This window comes from Nocardiopsis potens DSM 45234 (assembly GCF_000341105.1).
Lineage (GTDB): Bacteria > Actinomycetota > Actinomycetes > Streptosporangiales > Streptosporangiaceae > Nocardiopsis_A > Nocardiopsis_A potens.
In genome coordinates this window covers 29,638-44,739 of the sequence record NZ_ANBB01000052.1, presented here as the reverse complement: position 1 = coordinate 44,739, position 15,102 = coordinate 29,638, and the positions used below count along the sequence as shown (strand labels likewise).

Genomic DNA, 15,102 nt, shown 5'->3' with positions numbered 1-15,102 from the left:
GGGGTCAGGCGGCCTGGCCGCCGCCCTGCTCGCCGCCGTCGGCCGGCTTCTCCTGCTCCGCGGCCTGCTGCTGCTCGGCCGCCTTCTTCTCCTCGGCGGCCTTCCTCTTGGCGGCCCGCTTCTTCGCCGCCTCGGCCTCGGCCTTGGTGTCGTCGTTGTAGGCCTGCAGCGAGGTCTCGATGTCGGCGTCCAGGGCCAGCGCGCCGTCCTTGATGTAGAGGCCGCGGTCGCAGAAGCGCTTGAGGTCGCCCTCGTTGTGCGAGACCAGCACCATGGTGCGGTTGTTCTCCAGCATCCGCCCGATGGCCTCGTAGCACTTCTTCCGGAAGGCCTTGTCGCCGACGGCGAGCACCTCGTCCACCAGCATCACCGGGTGCTGCAGCTGGGAGATGAGGGCGAAGCCGAGCCGCACCTTCATCCCGCTGGAGTAGTGCCGCACCGGCATGTCGATGTAGCCCTCGCGGAGGTTGGCGAACTCGACGATCTCGCCGAACTTCTCCTCGATCGTCTCCGGGGGCATGCCGTGCAGCGAGCCGACCAGGTGCACGTTCTCCCGGCCGGTGAGCTGGTCGTTGAAGCCGGCCCGCAGCTCCAGCAGCGGGGCCACCTTGCCGCGCACGGTGACCCTGCCCTCGTCCGGGATGAGCACCCCGGCGATCATCTTGAGCAGGGTGGACTTGCCTGTGCCGTTCTTGCCGACGATCCCGACGCACTCGCCCTGCCCCACCGAGAAGGAGACGTTGCGCAGCGGCCAGAAGTCCTTGCCGGTGGGGTTGGGGTCGCGCTTGGTCCCGTGGATGAACATCTCGCGCAGGCTCCGCTTGCGCCTGCGGTTCACCGCGAACCGAATGCCGAGGTTCTCGGCCTCGATGACCGGTTCCGCCATCACAGCTCCTTCAGGACGGACGTCTCCAACCGCCGGAACGTCCAGTATCCGACGGCGAGGGCGATGATCGCCCCTCCGATCGAGGTGCCCAGGATGAACGCGTTCGGGGCGTCTGCCGGGTACCAGACCGCGTGGTGCATCTTGAAGATGCCGAGCAGGGGGTTGAGCTCGTAGAGGACCTTGAACCACTGCGGGAACGAATCGGAGTCCAGCACCATTCCGGACGGGATGATGATGGCCGAGGCGTAGAACAGCACCCGGTTCAGGATACGGACCACCCGCTCGACGTCGCGGACCAGCACGTTCACCGAGGCGAGCAGGAAGGTCACGCCGAGGGTGAAGGCGTACTGCACCAGCAGCGCCAGCGGCAGCCAGACCAGCAGGCCCATCAGGTGGGTCCGGCCGCTCAGCGCGAACACGAAGAGCAGCAGCACCGGCCAGGTGAACAGGTAGTCGACGAACCCGCGGGTGACCACGGCGATCGGGAAGATCTCCCGCGGGACCTTCATCGTGGTGATCAGCTTGGCCTGGGAGATCAGCGCCTTGGGCGCCTCGTTCAGCGCGGTGCTGAACCAGAGCCAGGGCAGCAGGCCGGAGATGAGGAAGAGCAGGTAGCCGCCGGGGGCGTCGTCCCCGCCCGGGACCCCCCGGTTGGTGTTGAAGATCAGGCCGAACACGAAGAAGTAGACGCCGGCCATGGCCAGCGGCTCCAGCATCGACCACGCGTAGCCCAGAATCGACTTCTGGTATTTGACCTTCAGGTCTCGCTTGACCAGGAGGCCCACGACCTGCCGGTTCTGCCAGACGGACAGCGCCCTTGACGCCACCGCCACCTCCTCGTGTGTGCAGGTTCGACACTTGCGGGGCCGGGCGCGACATGGGCTTGGGGGACGCGGGGCCGGCCGGGGTGAACCGCGGGTACCGCGCGGGGCGGCCGCGGCCCGGCCCGGGACTGTGGCCCGGGAGGCCGTGCGGTTCAGGGGTCGGATCTCCGGGGCGGCGGCGCGGCGGCGCGCGAAGCGGGCGCCCGCCCCGGGTTCGGTGGCCGATCCTGTCACATCGACGGAGCGGCCATCCGTTCAGGCGTCACAAGAGTACCGGCGCGGCGGACGGTTCCTCCCCGCGCGGTCCGCACTTCTCTCCCTCCCGTCCCCTCCCGCCTCCTTCCGCCCGTGATCGACGGACCGCCCGGAAGCCAATATTTTTTCGGTGAGACGGAAGCGAGGTGCGCGATGCCGCACGTGACCGCCGCGATCCTCGCGGGCGGCGTGGGCGCCCGGATGGGCGGGCCCCTCCCCAAGCAGCTGCTGCCCCTGGCCGGGCGGCCGATCATCGAGCACTCGATCGCGGCGTTCGAGGCCGCCCCCGAGGTGGACGAGATCGTGGTGTTCATGGTCCCCGAGCACCTGTCCGAGGTGGAGCGGATCGTGAAGGGCTCCGGGGCCGCCAAGGTCTCGGCGGTGCTGCCCGGCGGCGCCACCCGGACCGAGAGCTCCACCGCGGCGCTGCGCGCGGTGGCCGCCCGCGGCGACGGAGACCTGCTGCTCATCCACGACGCGGTGCGCCCGCTGGTGGCCCGGGCGACCATCGGCGCGGTGGTGGAGGCACTGGCCGGGGCGGGCGCGGTCGGCGTCGGGGTGCCCTCCTCCGACACCGTGGTGCGGGTGGCGGCGGCCCCGGGCGGCACCGAGGTGATCGCCGAGGTCCCGCCCCGCTCCGAGCTGCGCCGGATGCAGACCCCGCAGGGCTTCCGGCTGGGGGTGCTGCGGCGCGCCTACGAACTGGCCCTGGCCGACCCGGAGCTGGTCGCCACCGACGACTGCGGGGTGGTGCTGCGCTACCTGCCCGGCGAACCGGTGCGGATCGTGGCCGGCACCGAGTCCAACATCAAGATCACCCACCCGGGGGACGTCGAGGTCGCCGAGGCCCTGCTCCGCCGGGACGCGGGAACCGGAAGGGACGGCTGATGGCGGTCTTCACCCCCACCGAGGTCATCGGGCACCGCGGCGCCGGCCGGGGGTCGGCCGGCGGGCTGCGGGAGAACACGGTCGCCTCCTACCTGGCCGCGGTCGAGGCGGGCGCCTCCTGGATCGAGATCGACGTGCGCCGCACCTCCGACGACGTCCTGGTGCTCCACCACGACGCGGCGCTGGGCGACGGGCGGGCGGTGGTGGACCTCACCGCCGCGCAGTGCCGCGAGGCCGGGCTGGTCGCGCTGGACGACGCGCTGGCCGCGCTCCCCCCGGAGGTCGGGCTGGACGTCGACGTCAAGACGGTGATGGAGGACGCGGCCGACCCGCCGGAGCGGCGGACCGGGGCGCTGCTCGCCCCGGTGCTGCGCCGGGAGGCCGCGCACCGCAGGCTGTTCGTCTGCTCCTTCGACCCGGCGGTCCTGCTCCGGGTGCACCGGGACGCCCCCGGGGTGCCGACCGCGTGGATGCCGTTCGTGCGCAACCCGCTGGACCAGGCGGTGGCCGGGGCGGCCGGGCTGGGCTGCGCGATCGTGGCGATCGACGCGCGCTCCTTCGGGCTGACCGGGGACGCGCCCCGGCCGGGCCGGCGCGGCGTCGGGTACACCGTGGACACCGCGCACCGGGCCGGCCTGGAGGTGGTCTCCTGGTGCCCGGACCCGGTGGACGCCGCCCGGTTCGCCGAGGCCGGGGTGGACGCGGTCGTGGTCGACGACGTCCCGGGCGTGGTCGCCGCACTCAAGGAGGGCGCGCCGCCCGCCGCGGAGTGACCCGCTCTCCCCCACCCCGAGGGCGGGGCGCCTCAGGCGTTCTCGCGCTGGGCGCGGGCGGTGCGCGAGTCCGCGCCCAGGCTCGGCGGGCTGGTGATGAAGCCCACCCCCCAGGCCATGTGCATGGTGGCCAGGGCCACCGGGACCGACAGCCGCCCCTTGGCGGGCAGCCCGGAGCCGAGCGGGACCGAGGCGGCCAGGACCGCAGCGGCGTAGCCGCCCGGGACCAGCCAGGCCGGCCAGAAGAAGAACCCGCCGACCAGGCCGGCCGCGATGCCCGCGACGGCGGCCGGCGGCGCCAGGTAGCGCAGGTTGATGGTGCCCTTGTGCTGACGCGCCACCACGCGCCGCCAGCGCCCGTAGTGGAAGTACTGCTTGGCCAGCTTGGCCGGGGTCGGCCGGGGCCGGTAGGAGACCCGCATCCGCGGCTGGAACCAGACCGTCCCGCCGGTCTCCCGGATCCGGTGGTTCATCTCCCAGTCCTGGGCGCGGAGGAACGCCTCGTCGTAGCCGCCGACCCGGTCCAGCGCCGAGCGGCGGAACACGCCGAGGTAGACGGTGTCGGCCGGGCCGCCCTCGCCGCCGGTGTGGAAGCGCGCGTTGCCGACCCCGACCTTGGAGGTCATCGCGGCGGCGACCGCCTTCTCCCAGGGGGTCTCGCCCTCGGCGGCCATGATGCCGCCCACGTTGTCCGCGCCGGTCTCCTCCAGCGTCTCCACCGCCACCCGCAGGTAGTCGGAGGGCATCATCGCGTGGCCGTCGATGCGGGCCACGATCTCGTGCGAGGAGGCCCCGATCGCCGCGTTGAGCCCGGCGGGGGTGCGGCCGGTGGGGTTGTCCACCACGACCACCCGCGGGTCGGCCGCGGCCAGCGCGTCGGCGACCTCCCGGGTGCGGTCCTCGGAGGGGCCCACGCCGAGCACCACCTCCATGTCGCCCGGGTACTCCTGGGCGAGCACGTGCCGCACGGCGGCCTCGAGGTGGCGCTCCTCGTTCAGTACGGGCATGACGACGGATACGGCGGGCCAGCTCACAGGGGTCCCCTTGGTTCTCCGGGGTCGTTCCATACGGGTGGACGGTGTAACGGTACTGCAACCGCGGGGAGGGTCCCGCCAAGCGCGGGAAGAACCGGGACGGGCCCCTGCGCGTCACACCCGGGACAACACGCCGGGGGCGACATGGCCGACCCATCGGTGGATTCAATGACAACCTGGGAGCGGCAGCCGGGGGGCCGTCATCGGGGGCTGGAGGACACCCAGTGGGCGAGCGCAGGGGAGACGGGCAGGGGCGGGACGGGAGCGGGGGGCCGGAGTTCCGCAGGGTGCGGTCCTCGCCCACGCCCCCGGAGCGGGGCGGCCCGGCCCGGGGCGGCCCGCGGCGTCCGCTCACCCCCGCCCCCGCGGTGCGCCGCCGCCGGGTGACCCTGCTGCTGGCCGGCGCCCTGTCGGTGCTGGTGCTGCTCGCCTCGGGCACCGCCTGGGCGCTGACCGGGTGGATGTCGGGCAACCTCAACCGGTTCGACGTGTTCGGCGCGCTGGGCGACCGGCCCGACAACGGCCCCGAGGGCTCGCTGGACTTCCTGGTCATCGGCTCCGACTCCCGGGAGGGCATGGACGGGGCGGCAAAGAGCGACCTGGGCGTGGGCAGCGCGGACGGGCAGCGCGCCGACACCATGATGCTGGTCCACCTGAACGCCTCCCGGGACGCCGTGACCGTGGTCGGCATCCCCCGGGACTCCTGGGTGGACGTCCCCGGCGAGGGCGAGAACAAGATCAACGCGGCCTACGCCTACGGCGGCCCGCAGCTGGCGGTGCAGACCGTGGAGGCCGCCACCGACGTGCGCATCGACCACTACGTGGAGATCGACTTCTCCGGGTTCGTCGACGTGGTGGACGCGCTGGACGGCATCGAGGTGTGCCTGCCCGAGCCGATCCAGGACGAGAAGGCGCAGCTGGACATGGCGGCCGGCACCCACCAGGTGGACGGGCGCGAGGCGCTCGCCTTCGCCCGCACCCGCAAGACCAGCGGGGGCGACCTGGACCGGATCGACCGCCAGCAGCAGGTGATGGCCGCGCTGCTGGACAAGGCGCTGAGCAGCGACACGCTGAGCGACCCGGCCCGCTTCTCGGCGTTCCTGGACACCGCGCTGAGCAGCGTCACCGTGGACCGGGAGCTGGACACCGCGGCCATCAACCGGCTGGGCGGGCAGCTCCGCTCCATCGGCCTGGAGGACGTCTCGTTCACCCAGGTCCCGGTGGACGACCCGGCGTTCTGGACGCCGCACGGCGACGTCGCGGTCACCTGGGACCGCCCGGCGGCAGCGGAGATGTTCGCCCGGATCTCCGCCGACGAGCCGCTGGAGGGCACCGAGGGCGGCGGGGAGGGCGGCGGTTCCGGCGGGGGCGGCGGGCCCCGGCCGCAGGACGTGACGGTCCAGGTCTTCAACGGCATCGGCACCCCGGGGCTGGGGAACGAGGCCGCCGACGCGCTGGCCGCGCAGGGCTTCTCGGTCCCCGGGCAGGCGCAGAACTGGAGTTCGCGCGATGTGGAGACCACCACGGTCCGGCACGCGCCGGACGCCGAGGCCGAGGCCGAGCTGGTGGCCTCCGCGCTGCCCGGGGCGGAGCTGGAGGCCGACCCGACCGCCGGCGAGGAGGTCCAGGTGGTGCTGGGCTTCGACTTCACCGAGGTGGGCGAGGTGGAGGGGGGCGCCTCCCCGGCCGCCCCGTCGCCCGGCGGCTCGGGCGGCGGCTCGGCGCCGAAGAGCGGCGCGGAGAACGTCTGCGGCTGAGGGCGGCCCTCCTCCGTCGGTCTCGGCGCCGCCGCGGTTCCGACGCGGCTCGGGACCGCGGCGGCGCCGAGACCGGCCCCCTGCCCGATAAGCCCTGTCCGTCAACCCGGCTTCGGATTGAAGCAATAGGTGCAGTAGTCCCATTTCTCCGGATTAGGGCGCCGACAACTTTCGCATATCCAGCGCACGCACGCCGACCACACCGTTGCCCCCCGCTCGACGGCCGACCGTTCCGCCGATCCTAATCTAGGGTGGCGGTATGGCGTTGCTATCCGAGGGAGACCGGCCCCGGCAGGTCGGTGAGGCCTTGAAGCTGCTGCATGCCCAGGGCGTCATCGACGGAGTCGAGGTGGACCGCGGCGCCCCCCGGCCCTACGCCGTCAAACTCGTCTCCGGAATCGTGCGGATGAACGAGGACGAGGCGGCGATGTTCGCGCTCGGCGCCGCGGTGGGCGCTTTCGGCGGCGCGGCCCGAAAAGCGCTATAGCACCGATCCGGCGCGACTCCCCCGATCTCCCTTAAGGGTCGCCGGGAACGCGGTTGGATACCGTGGAGGAAAGGGTCGATCGAGCGGAGGAAGCCATGCTGCGCCACGTGCTCGGACTCCTCGCCGGGCTGGTCCTCGCCCCCGCGGCCTGGTTCGGGGCCGGATGGGCGGCGGTCGCCCTCGCCGAGCACACCGGATCCGCCGGCCAGGTGGACGCCTCGGCCGCCTCGGTGCCGCTGGGCGTGCTGATGGCGCTCGGCGCCGCGGGCGGGTTCGCCGCCGGCGCCCGGATATCGCCGCTGGCCCCGCTCGGCGCGGGCGTGCTGCTCCTGGGCTACGGGGTGTGGCCGCTGGTCGCCCCCGCCTCGATCCCGTCCTGGCTGCCCGAGGGGGCGCTGGTCCACCCGGAGGGCCCGGCGCTCCCCGCCGGCCTGCTGCTCGGCACCCTGTTCTTCATCGCCGCGATGTCGCCGTCCCGGTGGCGCCGGCGCGCCGCGGCCCCGGCCGCCTCCGCCCCTCCCCCCGCCCCGCCGGTCCCGGCGCCCGCGGGCGAGCCCGCTCCCGGTCCCGCGCCGCTCCCCGGCGACCCTGAGAAGACCACCACCCCGTTCCGGCGCGGACCCGGAGGGGGCGGCTGGGAGAGCCTCTCCGCGGAGCCGGAGGCCTCCCGGACCCAGGAGTTCCGGCGCTGATCAGCGGGGGAGCCGTTCACCACATTCGGGCTCCCCGCCCGGCCCGCGGCGTCCGCCGCACGACCCGGGGGTAACCTTGGGGCGCCGCGATGTTGACCGGACCCCCTCACCGGAAATGTCTCTGTGAAACGACCCCGCGCCGCGGAGCACCGGGTCGGCGGAGTCCCGGGCACCGCAGCCCGCCCGCGACCGGGAAGGGCGCTCCCGCACCCCCGAGGGCGTCCGGGCGGAGCGCCGGGCAGCATCCCCCCGGCCGGCCGTAAGGAAGGACAGAGCATTGGTCGCAGAAGCGCGCAGCAGGATCTCGGTGATCGGCACCGGCTACCTCGGCGCCACCCATGCCGCGTGCATGGCGGAGCTGGGGTTCGAGGTGATCGGCCTCGACATCGACCCGGTCAAGGTCGCCGAGCTGTCCGCCGGCCGCGTGCCCTTCTACGAACCCGGCCTGGAAGAGGTGCTCACCCGCAACCTGGCCTCGGGGCGGCTCCGGTTCACCACCGACTACGACGAGGCCGCGGCCTTCGCCGACGTCCACTTCATCTGCGTGGGCACCCCGCAGCGGGACGACTCCGGCGCCGCCGACCTGACCTACGTCAAGGCCGCGATCGAGGAGCTGGGCCCCCGGTTGACCGGCCCGGCGGTGGTGATCGGCAAGTCCACCGTCCCGGTGGGCACCGCCGCGGTGCTGGCCGCCCGGCTGCGCGCGCTGGCCCCGGCCGGCGACGCCGTCGAGCTGGGCTGGAGCCCGGAGTTCCTGCGCGAGGGCTTCGGCGTGACCGACACCCTGCACCCCAACCGGATCGTGGTCGGCACCGACTCCGAGCGGGTGAAGGCGGTGATGCGCGAGGTCTCCGCCAAGCAGATCGCCGACGGGGTGCCGTTCCTCGTCACCGACCTGCAGACGGCGGAGCTGGTGAAGATCTCCGCCAACGCCTTCCTGGCCACCAAGATCTCCTTCATCAACGCGATGGCCGAGGTCTCCGAGGCCGCCGGGGCGGACGTGATGCGGCTCGCCGAGGCGCTCTCCCACGACGACCGGATCGGCGGCAAGTTCCTCGGCCCCGGCCTGGGCTTCGGCGGCGGCTGCCTGCCCAAGGACATCCGCGCGTTCATGGCCCGCGCCGACGAGCTGGGCGTGGAGCCCGCGCTCTCCTTCCTGCGCGAGGTGGACGCGATCAACCAGCGCCGCCGGGCGCGCACCGTGGACATCGCCCGCGGGCTGATCGGCGGCGGGTTCGCCGGGCGCACGGTGGGCGTGCTGGGCGCGGCGTTCAAACCCAACTCCGACGACATCCGCGACTCCCCCGCGCTGGACGTCGCCTCCACCATCGCCTCGCTGGGCGCCACGGTCACCGTGTACGACCCGGAGGCGCTGGAGCGGGCCCGGAGAGAGCACCCCGAGCTGAACTACGCGCACTCCATGCTGGAGGCGGTGCGCGACGCCGACGTGGTGCTGCTGCTCACCGAGTGGGCCGAGTTCCGCGACGCCGACCCGGACGAGCTGGCCAAGGTGGTGGCCGAACCGAAGATCGTCGACGGCCGCAACGTCCTCGACCCGGAGCACTGGCGCGCCCGCGGCTGGACCTACCGGGCCCTCGGCCGCCCCTGACCTCCCCTTCCCCTCCCCCGATGCCCGCGCACCGCCGCGGGCATCGCCGTTTCCCGGAGCCGCCGGGGCGCGCGCGGAGGAAGCGGAACCGTTCCGTCACCGCACGGCCACCGCCCGGTGACCGGGGAGAGACCCGGGTCCGGCAGGTTGTCGGACATGAGAAAGCGAATCCCGCTCATGTTCGCCGCACTGCTCGGAGCCGCGTCGGTGGCGGCCGCCCCTCCGGCCGCCGCCGACGGCGCTCCGGCGATCGCCACCTACAACGTCTTCCTCATGTCGAAGAACCTCTACCCCAACTGGGGCCAGGACCTGCGCGCCGACAGCATCGCCGAGGACGGGCTGGTCTCCGGCCAGGACGTGGTGGTCCTGCAGGAGGCGTTCGACAACTCCTCCTCCGACCGGCTGATCGACAACCTCTCCGCGGAGTACCCGCACGCCACCCCGGTGGTGGGGCGCTCCAAGTCCGGCTGGGACGCCACCACCGGCTACCGCGGCGGGACCTCCGAGGACGGCGGGGTCGCCGTGCTGAGCCGGTGGCCCATCGTCCGCGCCGAGCAGCACATCTTCGCCGACGCCTGCGGCGGCGACTGGTTCTCCGGCAAGGGCTTCGCCTACGTCGAGCTGGACACCCCGTCCGGCCCGCTGCACGTGGTCGGCACCCACCTGCAGTCCGCCGACGACGGCTGCGCCGGCGACCTGGACGTGGACGTGCGCTGGTCGCAGCTGGACCGGATCGCCACCGTGCTGGCGGAGAAGGACATCCCCGACGACGAGCCGGTCTACGTCGCCGGCGACTTCAACGTCATCGGCGGCACCGCCGAGTACGACTCGATGATCGGGCAGCTGGGCGCGGTGCGCCCGGACGCCGCCGGGGCGCCGTACTCCTTCGACCCGGAGACCAACTCCATCGCCGGCGAGCGGTACCCGGGCTCCGCCCGCGAGGCCCTCGACCACGTGCTGCCGATCGCCAACGGCGCCGCGCCGGCCTCCTACACCAACGAGACCCGGGAGGTGCACAGCGAGCCCTGGACCGTGACCTCCTGGGGCAAGGAGTACACCTACACCGACTACAGCGACCACTACCCGGTGTACGGCGGGGCGGGCTGACCCGCGCCGCCCCCGGGGGCGGACAATGGCGCCATGAGCGATATCAGCGACGGGGAACTGGGCCGGATACTGCGGGAGAGCCGGGTCTGGGCGGTGGTCGGCCTGGGCGACAATCCGGAGCGGCCGGCCTACGCCGTGGCCCGGTTCCTGCAGTCGGTGGGCAAGCGCATCGTCCCGGTGCACCCCTCGGCCGCCACCGTGCACGGCGAGCGGGGCTACGCCTCGCTCGCCGACATCCCCTTCAAGGTCGACGTCGCCGACGTGTTCCGCCGCTCCTCGGAGGCGGGCGCGGTGGCCGACGAGGCGCTGGTCCGCGAGGACGTCGGCACCGTCTGGTTCCAGCTGGGCGTGGTCGACGAGGAGGCGGCCCGGCGGGTCCGCGCGGCCGGGCGCACCATGGTGATGGACCGCTGCCCCGCGATCGAGTGGCCCCGGCTGCACGGCTAGCGCCCTGGGCGCCGCCTCCGAGCGATGATCCTGAGCGCCGCCCCCGGGCGACGGTCCCGGTGTTCCGGGCCCGCCGGAGCGCTCCGGCGGGCCCGGAACACCGGATCATCGCAGGAGGGGCGGAGGGGGCGGAAAGGGTTCTCCGGCGGCCCGGGCCGGGCGGTTCCGGGAGGGCGCACCGGGTACGGGAGGGTCATGCGACTTCCCAGATTCACCCGCCCGTCCCGCGGCGAGCCGCCGGACCGGGCCGCCTCCGCGCCCGCCGAATCCGCCGAGCACCGGGACCGCCGGGAGTCCCGCCGGGCCTTCGCCGGCGAGCAGGGCTGGCACTTCGCCGAGCGGGCCCCGCACGCCATCCAGGGCTGGCCGCGCACCGCGCTGCCGCCGGGCCCGCTGGGCCGGGTCCGCAACGAGGTGACCGGCTTCCACGCCGGCCGCCCCTTCCGGGTCTTCGACTACGAGGCGCCCGGCGCCGCCCCGCTCGTCGTCTACGCCGTCGGGCTGCCCCGGCACGTGCCCTACGCCTACGTGCAGGACCGCGAGGGCGGCGCGCACGACCTGTTCGTGGAGAGCAGGGACCGGCGCTACGCGCTGGCCGTGCTCGGCGACGCGGTCCGCGAGGACATCCGCGAGGGCGGCATCACCGACCTGGTCCTCGACCGGGACCGGCTGATCTGCACCGGCGACCAGGCCTCCCCCAGCGCCATCCTCTCCCGCCTGGACGCGCTGACCACCCTGATCGGCCACATCACCGACGACGTGTGGACGGAGTGGGGCTCCACCCCCTGACCCCGCAGAGCCGCCCCGGCGCTCCGCCGCCCGCCCTCCCCATCCGGACACGGACGAGCCCTCGCCGCTCCGCCCCTCCAGGGCCCACCCGGCGGGCCCGGACGCCGGAGAGCCCCTCCCCGCCGGAGCCCGGACCGGGGCGGCGCCCCGCGCCCACCGCCCCCGCAACGGCCGGACGCCCTCGCTCCGCGCCGGAGAAGGACGACGGGCGGGCCCGGACGCCGGAGAAACCCTCCCCGCCTCGGCCGGACGGCCTCCCGCCAGCACCCGGGAACGGGAACGGGCGGGCCGCTCCGCCGGCCGCTAGCGGGCCGCGCCGAAGCCGACCGACTCGCCCTCGTCGGACCGGCGGCGCAGCCGCTCGCCCTTGGCCTGGGCCAGGCGCTTGAGCTCCTCCTGGAAGGCCTCCATCTTCCCGCGCAGCTCCGGGTCGGCGGCGCCGAGCATCCGCACCGCGAGCAGGCCGGCGTTGCGGGCCGCGCCGATGGCCACCGTGGCGACCGGCACCCCCGCGGGCATCTGCACGATGGACAGCAGCGAGTCCATCCCGTCCAGGTGCTTGAGCGGCACCGGGACGCCGATCACCGGCAGCGGGGTGACCGAGGCCAGCATGCCGGGCAGGTGGGCGGCGCCGCCCGCGCCCGCGATGATCGCCTGCAGCCCGCGCTCGGCGGCCCGGGCCCCGTAGTCGATCATCTCGTGCGGCATCCGGTGCGCGGAGACCACATCGGCCTCGTAGGCCACGCCGAACTCGTCCAGGGCGGCGGCCGCCTCGCGCATGACCGGCCAGTCGGAGTCGCTGCCCATCACGATGCCGACGGCGGGGGCGGTCTCGGTCACTTCTGGTCTCCCTTGAGGTAGGCGGCCGCGTCTCGGGCACGGGCCAGCAGGTCTTCAGGGTCGTCACCGGTGACGGTGACGTGTCCGATCTTGCGGCCGGGGCGCACCTGCTTGCCGTAGAAGTGCACCTTGAGGCCGGGGTCCTTGGCCATCACGTGGATGTAGCGGCGGTAGACGTCGGGGTCCTCGCCGCCGAGCAGGTTCGCCATCACGGTGAACGGGGCGGTGGTCCGCGGCGAGCCCAGCGGCAGGTCCAGGACGGCGCGCAGGTGCTGCTCGAACTGGGAGGTGCGGGCGCCCTCGATGGTCCAGTGGCCGGAGTTGTGCGGGCGCATCGCCAGCTCGTTGATGAGCACCCCCTCGCCGGTGTCGAACAGCTCCACCGCGAGCATGCCGACCACGCCCAGGGCGTGCGCCAGCTCGATGGCCAGCTCCTGGGCGCGCACCGCCTCGTCCGGGTCGAGGCCGGGGGCGGGAGCGACCACCTCGTGGCAGATCCCGTCCCGCTGCACCGTCTCCACCACCGGGTAGGCGGCGACCTGCCCGTAGGGCGAGCGCGCCACCTGCACCGCCAGCTCGCGGCGGAACGCCACCTTCTCCTCGACCAGCAGCGGGACCTCCTCGGCCGCGGCCCGCTCCACCACGGCGCGGGCCTCGGCGGCGTCCGCCGCCACCCACACGCCCTTGCCGTCGTAGCCGCCGCGGGCCGCCTTGAGCACCACCGGCCAGCCCGCCTCCTCGGCGAACGCCTCGACGTGCGCCGTCTCGGCCACCGCCCGCCAGCGCGGGCAGGGCAGGCCGAGCTCGGTGGCGCGCACCCGCATCCGGAGCTTGTCCTGGGCGAACCGGAGCGCGTCCCGGCCCGGCCGGATCGCGACGCCGGCCTCCTCCAGCCGGCGCAGCACCGGCTCGGGCACGTGCTCGTGGTCGAAGGTGACCACGTCGCAGGACTTGCCGAAGGCCAGCAGGTCGTCCAGGCCCCGGTCGTCGCCGAGCCGGACGTCGCCGCAGACCCGCGCGGCGCTGTCGTCCGGCGAACCGGCCAGGACCGCGAAGTCCACGCCGAGCGCGATCCCGGCCTGGTGCGTCATCCGGGCGAGCTGCCCGCCGCCGACCATGCCGACCCGGGGGATGCTGCCGTTTCGCTCACTCACTGTGCTTCAACGCCTCGACTCTGCTGTCGGCTGCTCTGCTCACCGGCGACCTGACCGGGCAGCGCGTCCCGGAGGCACCGTCCGAAGTCTAATGACCGGCGCGAAGAACGTTGTCGGCGCTTCCCCGACCGGCCCCGCACCGGCCCCTGGAGCACCGCCCCGGCCCTCCCGGAACCCCGGGCGGAGCGGCGCTCCGGGGGCGCGGGCTAGAGTCGGGCGTGCACCGATCCCGCCCGACCATTGGAGGCCGCGGCCGTGCGCCAGTTCCTCGCCCGCCACCCCCGGATCGCCCGGCTCGCCGCCGAGCTGGGCAAGTTCGGGTCCGTCGGCGCCGTGGCCTACGTGGTCCAGCTGGGCGTCACCAACCTGCTGTGGGCGGTCGGCACCACCGCGCTGACCGGGCAGGCGATCGGCACGCTGTGCGCCATCGCGGTGGCGTTCGTCGGCAACCGGTTCTGGACCTTCGGCGACCGGGCCCGCACCGGCTACGGGCGGGAGACGCTGCTGTTCCTGGTGATGAACGGGGTGGGGATGGGCCTCCAGGTGGCCTGCCTCGGATTCACCCTGTACGTGCTCGGGCTGGACGGCGCGCTGGCCCGGAACATCTCCGGGAACGTGGTCGGCGTCGGCCTGGGCACGCTGTTCCGGTTCTGGTCCTACCGGACCTGGGTGTTCCCTCCGGTCGACCGGGACGAGAGCCGGGCGGCCTGAACCTCTCCCCGGGGCACGTTTTCTCCCAACCTGCGGACAAGGAATCGCAAAAATGCGGGCTTCCGGGCCCGCGGTCCTACTAATGTCCCTTCCATGCCGCCGTGAATTCCGGCCGACCCGCCTCAGCACGGCGCGCATAATAGGGAAAACCCCCCGGTGGGACTTACGATCTCCATCATGACCTGCGTTTTGCTGGCCGAAGACGACGCCTCGATCTACGAGCCGCTCGCCCGCGCACTGCGCCGCGAAGGCTATACCGTGGACGTGACCGTCAATGGCACCGACACCATCGATCGGGCCCGTGCAGGAGATATCGACCTCATGGTGCTCGATCTCGGCCTACCGGAAATGGACGGGCTGGAAGTGGCGCGGCGGCTGCGGGCCGAAGGGCACGTGACGCCGATCCTCATCCTCACCGCCCGAGCCGACGAGGTGGACACGGTCGTCGGCCTCGACGCCGGGGCCGACGACTACGTGACCAAGCCCTTCCGGCTGGCCGAGCTCCTGGCCCGGGTGCGGGCGCTGCTGCGCCGCGGCGGCGGCGAGGTGCCGGTCGTGCACGGCGTGCGGATCGACAACGACTCGCGCCGCGCCTGGCTGGGCGACCGCGAACTGCAGCTGACCACGAAGGAGTTCGACCTGCTCCGGGTGCTGGTGCGGGACGCCGGGAAGGTGGTCACCCGCGAGCAGATCATGCGGGAGGTCTGGGACACCAACTGGTGGGGTTCGACCAAGACCTTGGACATGCACATCTCCTGGCTCCGCCGGAAGCTGGGTGACGACGCGAACCAGCCCTCCTACATCACGACCGTGCGAGGGGTCGGCTTCCGGTTCGAACGGGATTGAACC

16 protein-coding genes are annotated in these 15,102 nt (G+C 73.7%); 11 read left to right on the top strand and 5 right to left on the bottom strand.

All coding sequences use genetic code 11. The annotated features are described in order from the left end of the window. Window positions 1-4: 4 nt before the first annotated feature. Window positions 5-886 (bottom strand): ABC transporter ATP-binding protein, encoded by an 882-nt coding sequence (locus D459_RS0121410; protein WP_017595054.1) that lies wholly within the window; start codon window positions 884-886, stop codon window positions 5-7. After that, window positions 886-1,713 (bottom strand): ABC transporter permease, encoded by an 828-nt coding sequence (locus D459_RS0121405; RefSeq protein WP_020380280.1) that lies wholly within the window; start codon window positions 1,711-1,713, stop codon window positions 886-888. The genes D459_RS0121410 and D459_RS0121405 overlap by 1 nt, the downstream gene beginning before the upstream one ends. Before the next feature lie 405 nt (window positions 1,714-2,118). Here D459_RS0121405 and D459_RS0121400 point away from each other — a divergent pair, with 405 nt between their 5' ends. Both D459_RS0121400 and D459_RS0121395 read left to right on the top strand, forming a co-directional pair. Next, on the top strand, window positions 2,119-2,853 hold the full coding sequence (locus tag D459_RS0121400; RefSeq protein WP_017595052.1) for an IspD/TarI family cytidylyltransferase: 735 nt from the start codon (window positions 2,119-2,121) through the stop codon (window positions 2,851-2,853). Continuing rightward, complete coding sequence (locus D459_RS0121395) at window positions 2,853-3,626, top strand: glycerophosphodiester phosphodiesterase (RefSeq protein ID WP_017595051.1); 774 nt, start codon at window positions 2,853-2,855, stop codon at window positions 3,624-3,626. The genes D459_RS0121400 and D459_RS0121395 overlap by 1 nt, the downstream gene beginning before the upstream one ends. A 32-nt stretch (window positions 3,627-3,658) precedes the next feature. Here D459_RS0121395 and D459_RS0121390 read toward each other — a convergent pair whose 3' ends face one another. After that, window positions 3,659-4,660 carry a glycosyltransferase family 2 protein gene (locus D459_RS0121390; RefSeq protein WP_017595050.1) on the bottom strand — a complete coding sequence of 334 codons (1,002 nt, stop codon included), beginning with the start codon at window positions 4,658-4,660 and terminating at the stop codon, window positions 3,659-3,661. Between the two features lie 224 nt (window positions 4,661-4,884). Here D459_RS0121390 and D459_RS0121385 point away from each other — a divergent pair, with 224 nt between their 5' ends. From D459_RS0121385 to D459_RS0121355, 7 genes are all read left to right on the top strand, one after another. Further along, window positions 4,885-6,417 carry an LCP family protein gene (locus D459_RS0121385; RefSeq protein ID WP_017595049.1) on the top strand — a complete coding sequence of 511 codons (1,533 nt, stop codon included), beginning with the start codon at window positions 4,885-4,887 and terminating at the stop codon, window positions 6,415-6,417. A gap of 259 nt (window positions 6,418-6,676) precedes the next feature. Further along, complete coding sequence (locus tag D459_RS0121380) at window positions 6,677-6,904, top strand: hypothetical protein (protein ID WP_017595048.1); 228 nt, start codon at window positions 6,677-6,679, stop codon at window positions 6,902-6,904. A gap of 95 nt (window positions 6,905-6,999) precedes the next feature. Further along, window positions 7,000-7,596, top strand: coding sequence for a hypothetical protein (locus D459_RS32340; protein ID WP_241485092.1), 597 nt, complete (start codon window positions 7,000-7,002; stop codon window positions 7,594-7,596). 349 nt (window positions 7,597-7,945) lie between these two features. Beyond that, complete coding sequence (locus D459_RS0121370; RefSeq protein WP_394296701.1) at window positions 7,946-9,205, top strand: UDP-glucose dehydrogenase family protein; 1,260 nt, start codon at window positions 7,946-7,948, stop codon at window positions 9,203-9,205. Window positions 9,206-9,361: 156 nt separating this feature from the next. Next, window positions 9,362-10,312 carry a sphingomyelin phosphodiesterase gene (gene sph, locus D459_RS0121365; protein ID WP_241485091.1) on the top strand — a complete coding sequence of 317 codons (951 nt, stop codon included), beginning with the start codon at window positions 9,362-9,364 and terminating at the stop codon, window positions 10,310-10,312. Between the two features lie 33 nt (window positions 10,313-10,345). After that, window positions 10,346-10,759, top strand: a complete 414-nt coding sequence (locus D459_RS0121360) for a CoA-binding protein (RefSeq protein ID WP_017595045.1) — start codon at window positions 10,346-10,348, stop codon at window positions 10,757-10,759. 195 nt (window positions 10,760-10,954) lie between these two features. Next, window positions 10,955-11,548 (top strand): type III secretion system chaperone family protein, encoded by a 594-nt coding sequence (locus D459_RS0121355; RefSeq protein WP_017595044.1) that lies wholly within the window; start codon window positions 10,955-10,957, stop codon window positions 11,546-11,548. Window positions 11,549-11,851: 303 nt separating this feature from the next. Here D459_RS0121355 and purE read toward each other — a convergent pair whose 3' ends face one another. Together purE and D459_RS0121345 are read right to left on the bottom strand one after the other, a co-directional pair. Continuing rightward, on the bottom strand, window positions 11,852-12,388 hold the full coding sequence (purE, locus tag D459_RS0121350; RefSeq protein WP_017595043.1) for a 5-(carboxyamino)imidazole ribonucleotide mutase: 537 nt from the start codon (window positions 12,386-12,388) through the stop codon (window positions 11,852-11,854). Further along, the gene (locus tag D459_RS0121345; RefSeq protein ID WP_040710738.1) at window positions 12,385-13,542 is read right to left on the bottom strand and encodes a 5-(carboxyamino)imidazole ribonucleotide synthase; all 1,158 of its coding nucleotides are present in this window, start codon (window positions 13,540-13,542) and stop codon (window positions 12,385-12,387) included. The genes purE and D459_RS0121345 overlap by 4 nt, the downstream gene beginning before the upstream one ends. 255 nt (window positions 13,543-13,797) lie before the next feature. Here D459_RS0121345 and D459_RS32335 point away from each other — a divergent pair, with 255 nt between their 5' ends. Together D459_RS32335 and D459_RS0121335 are read left to right on the top strand one after the other, a co-directional pair. Then, window positions 13,798-14,253: a GtrA family protein gene (locus D459_RS32335; protein WP_017595041.1), complete on the top strand. Its 456-nt coding sequence runs from the start codon at window positions 13,798-13,800 to the stop codon at window positions 14,251-14,253. 177 nt (window positions 14,254-14,430) lie between these two features. Next, a complete protein-coding gene (locus D459_RS0121335; protein ID WP_017595040.1) occupies window positions 14,431-15,099 on the top strand; it encodes a response regulator transcription factor in 669 nt (222 codons plus the stop codon). The last annotated feature ends 3 nt before the right edge of the window (window positions 15,100-15,102 follow it).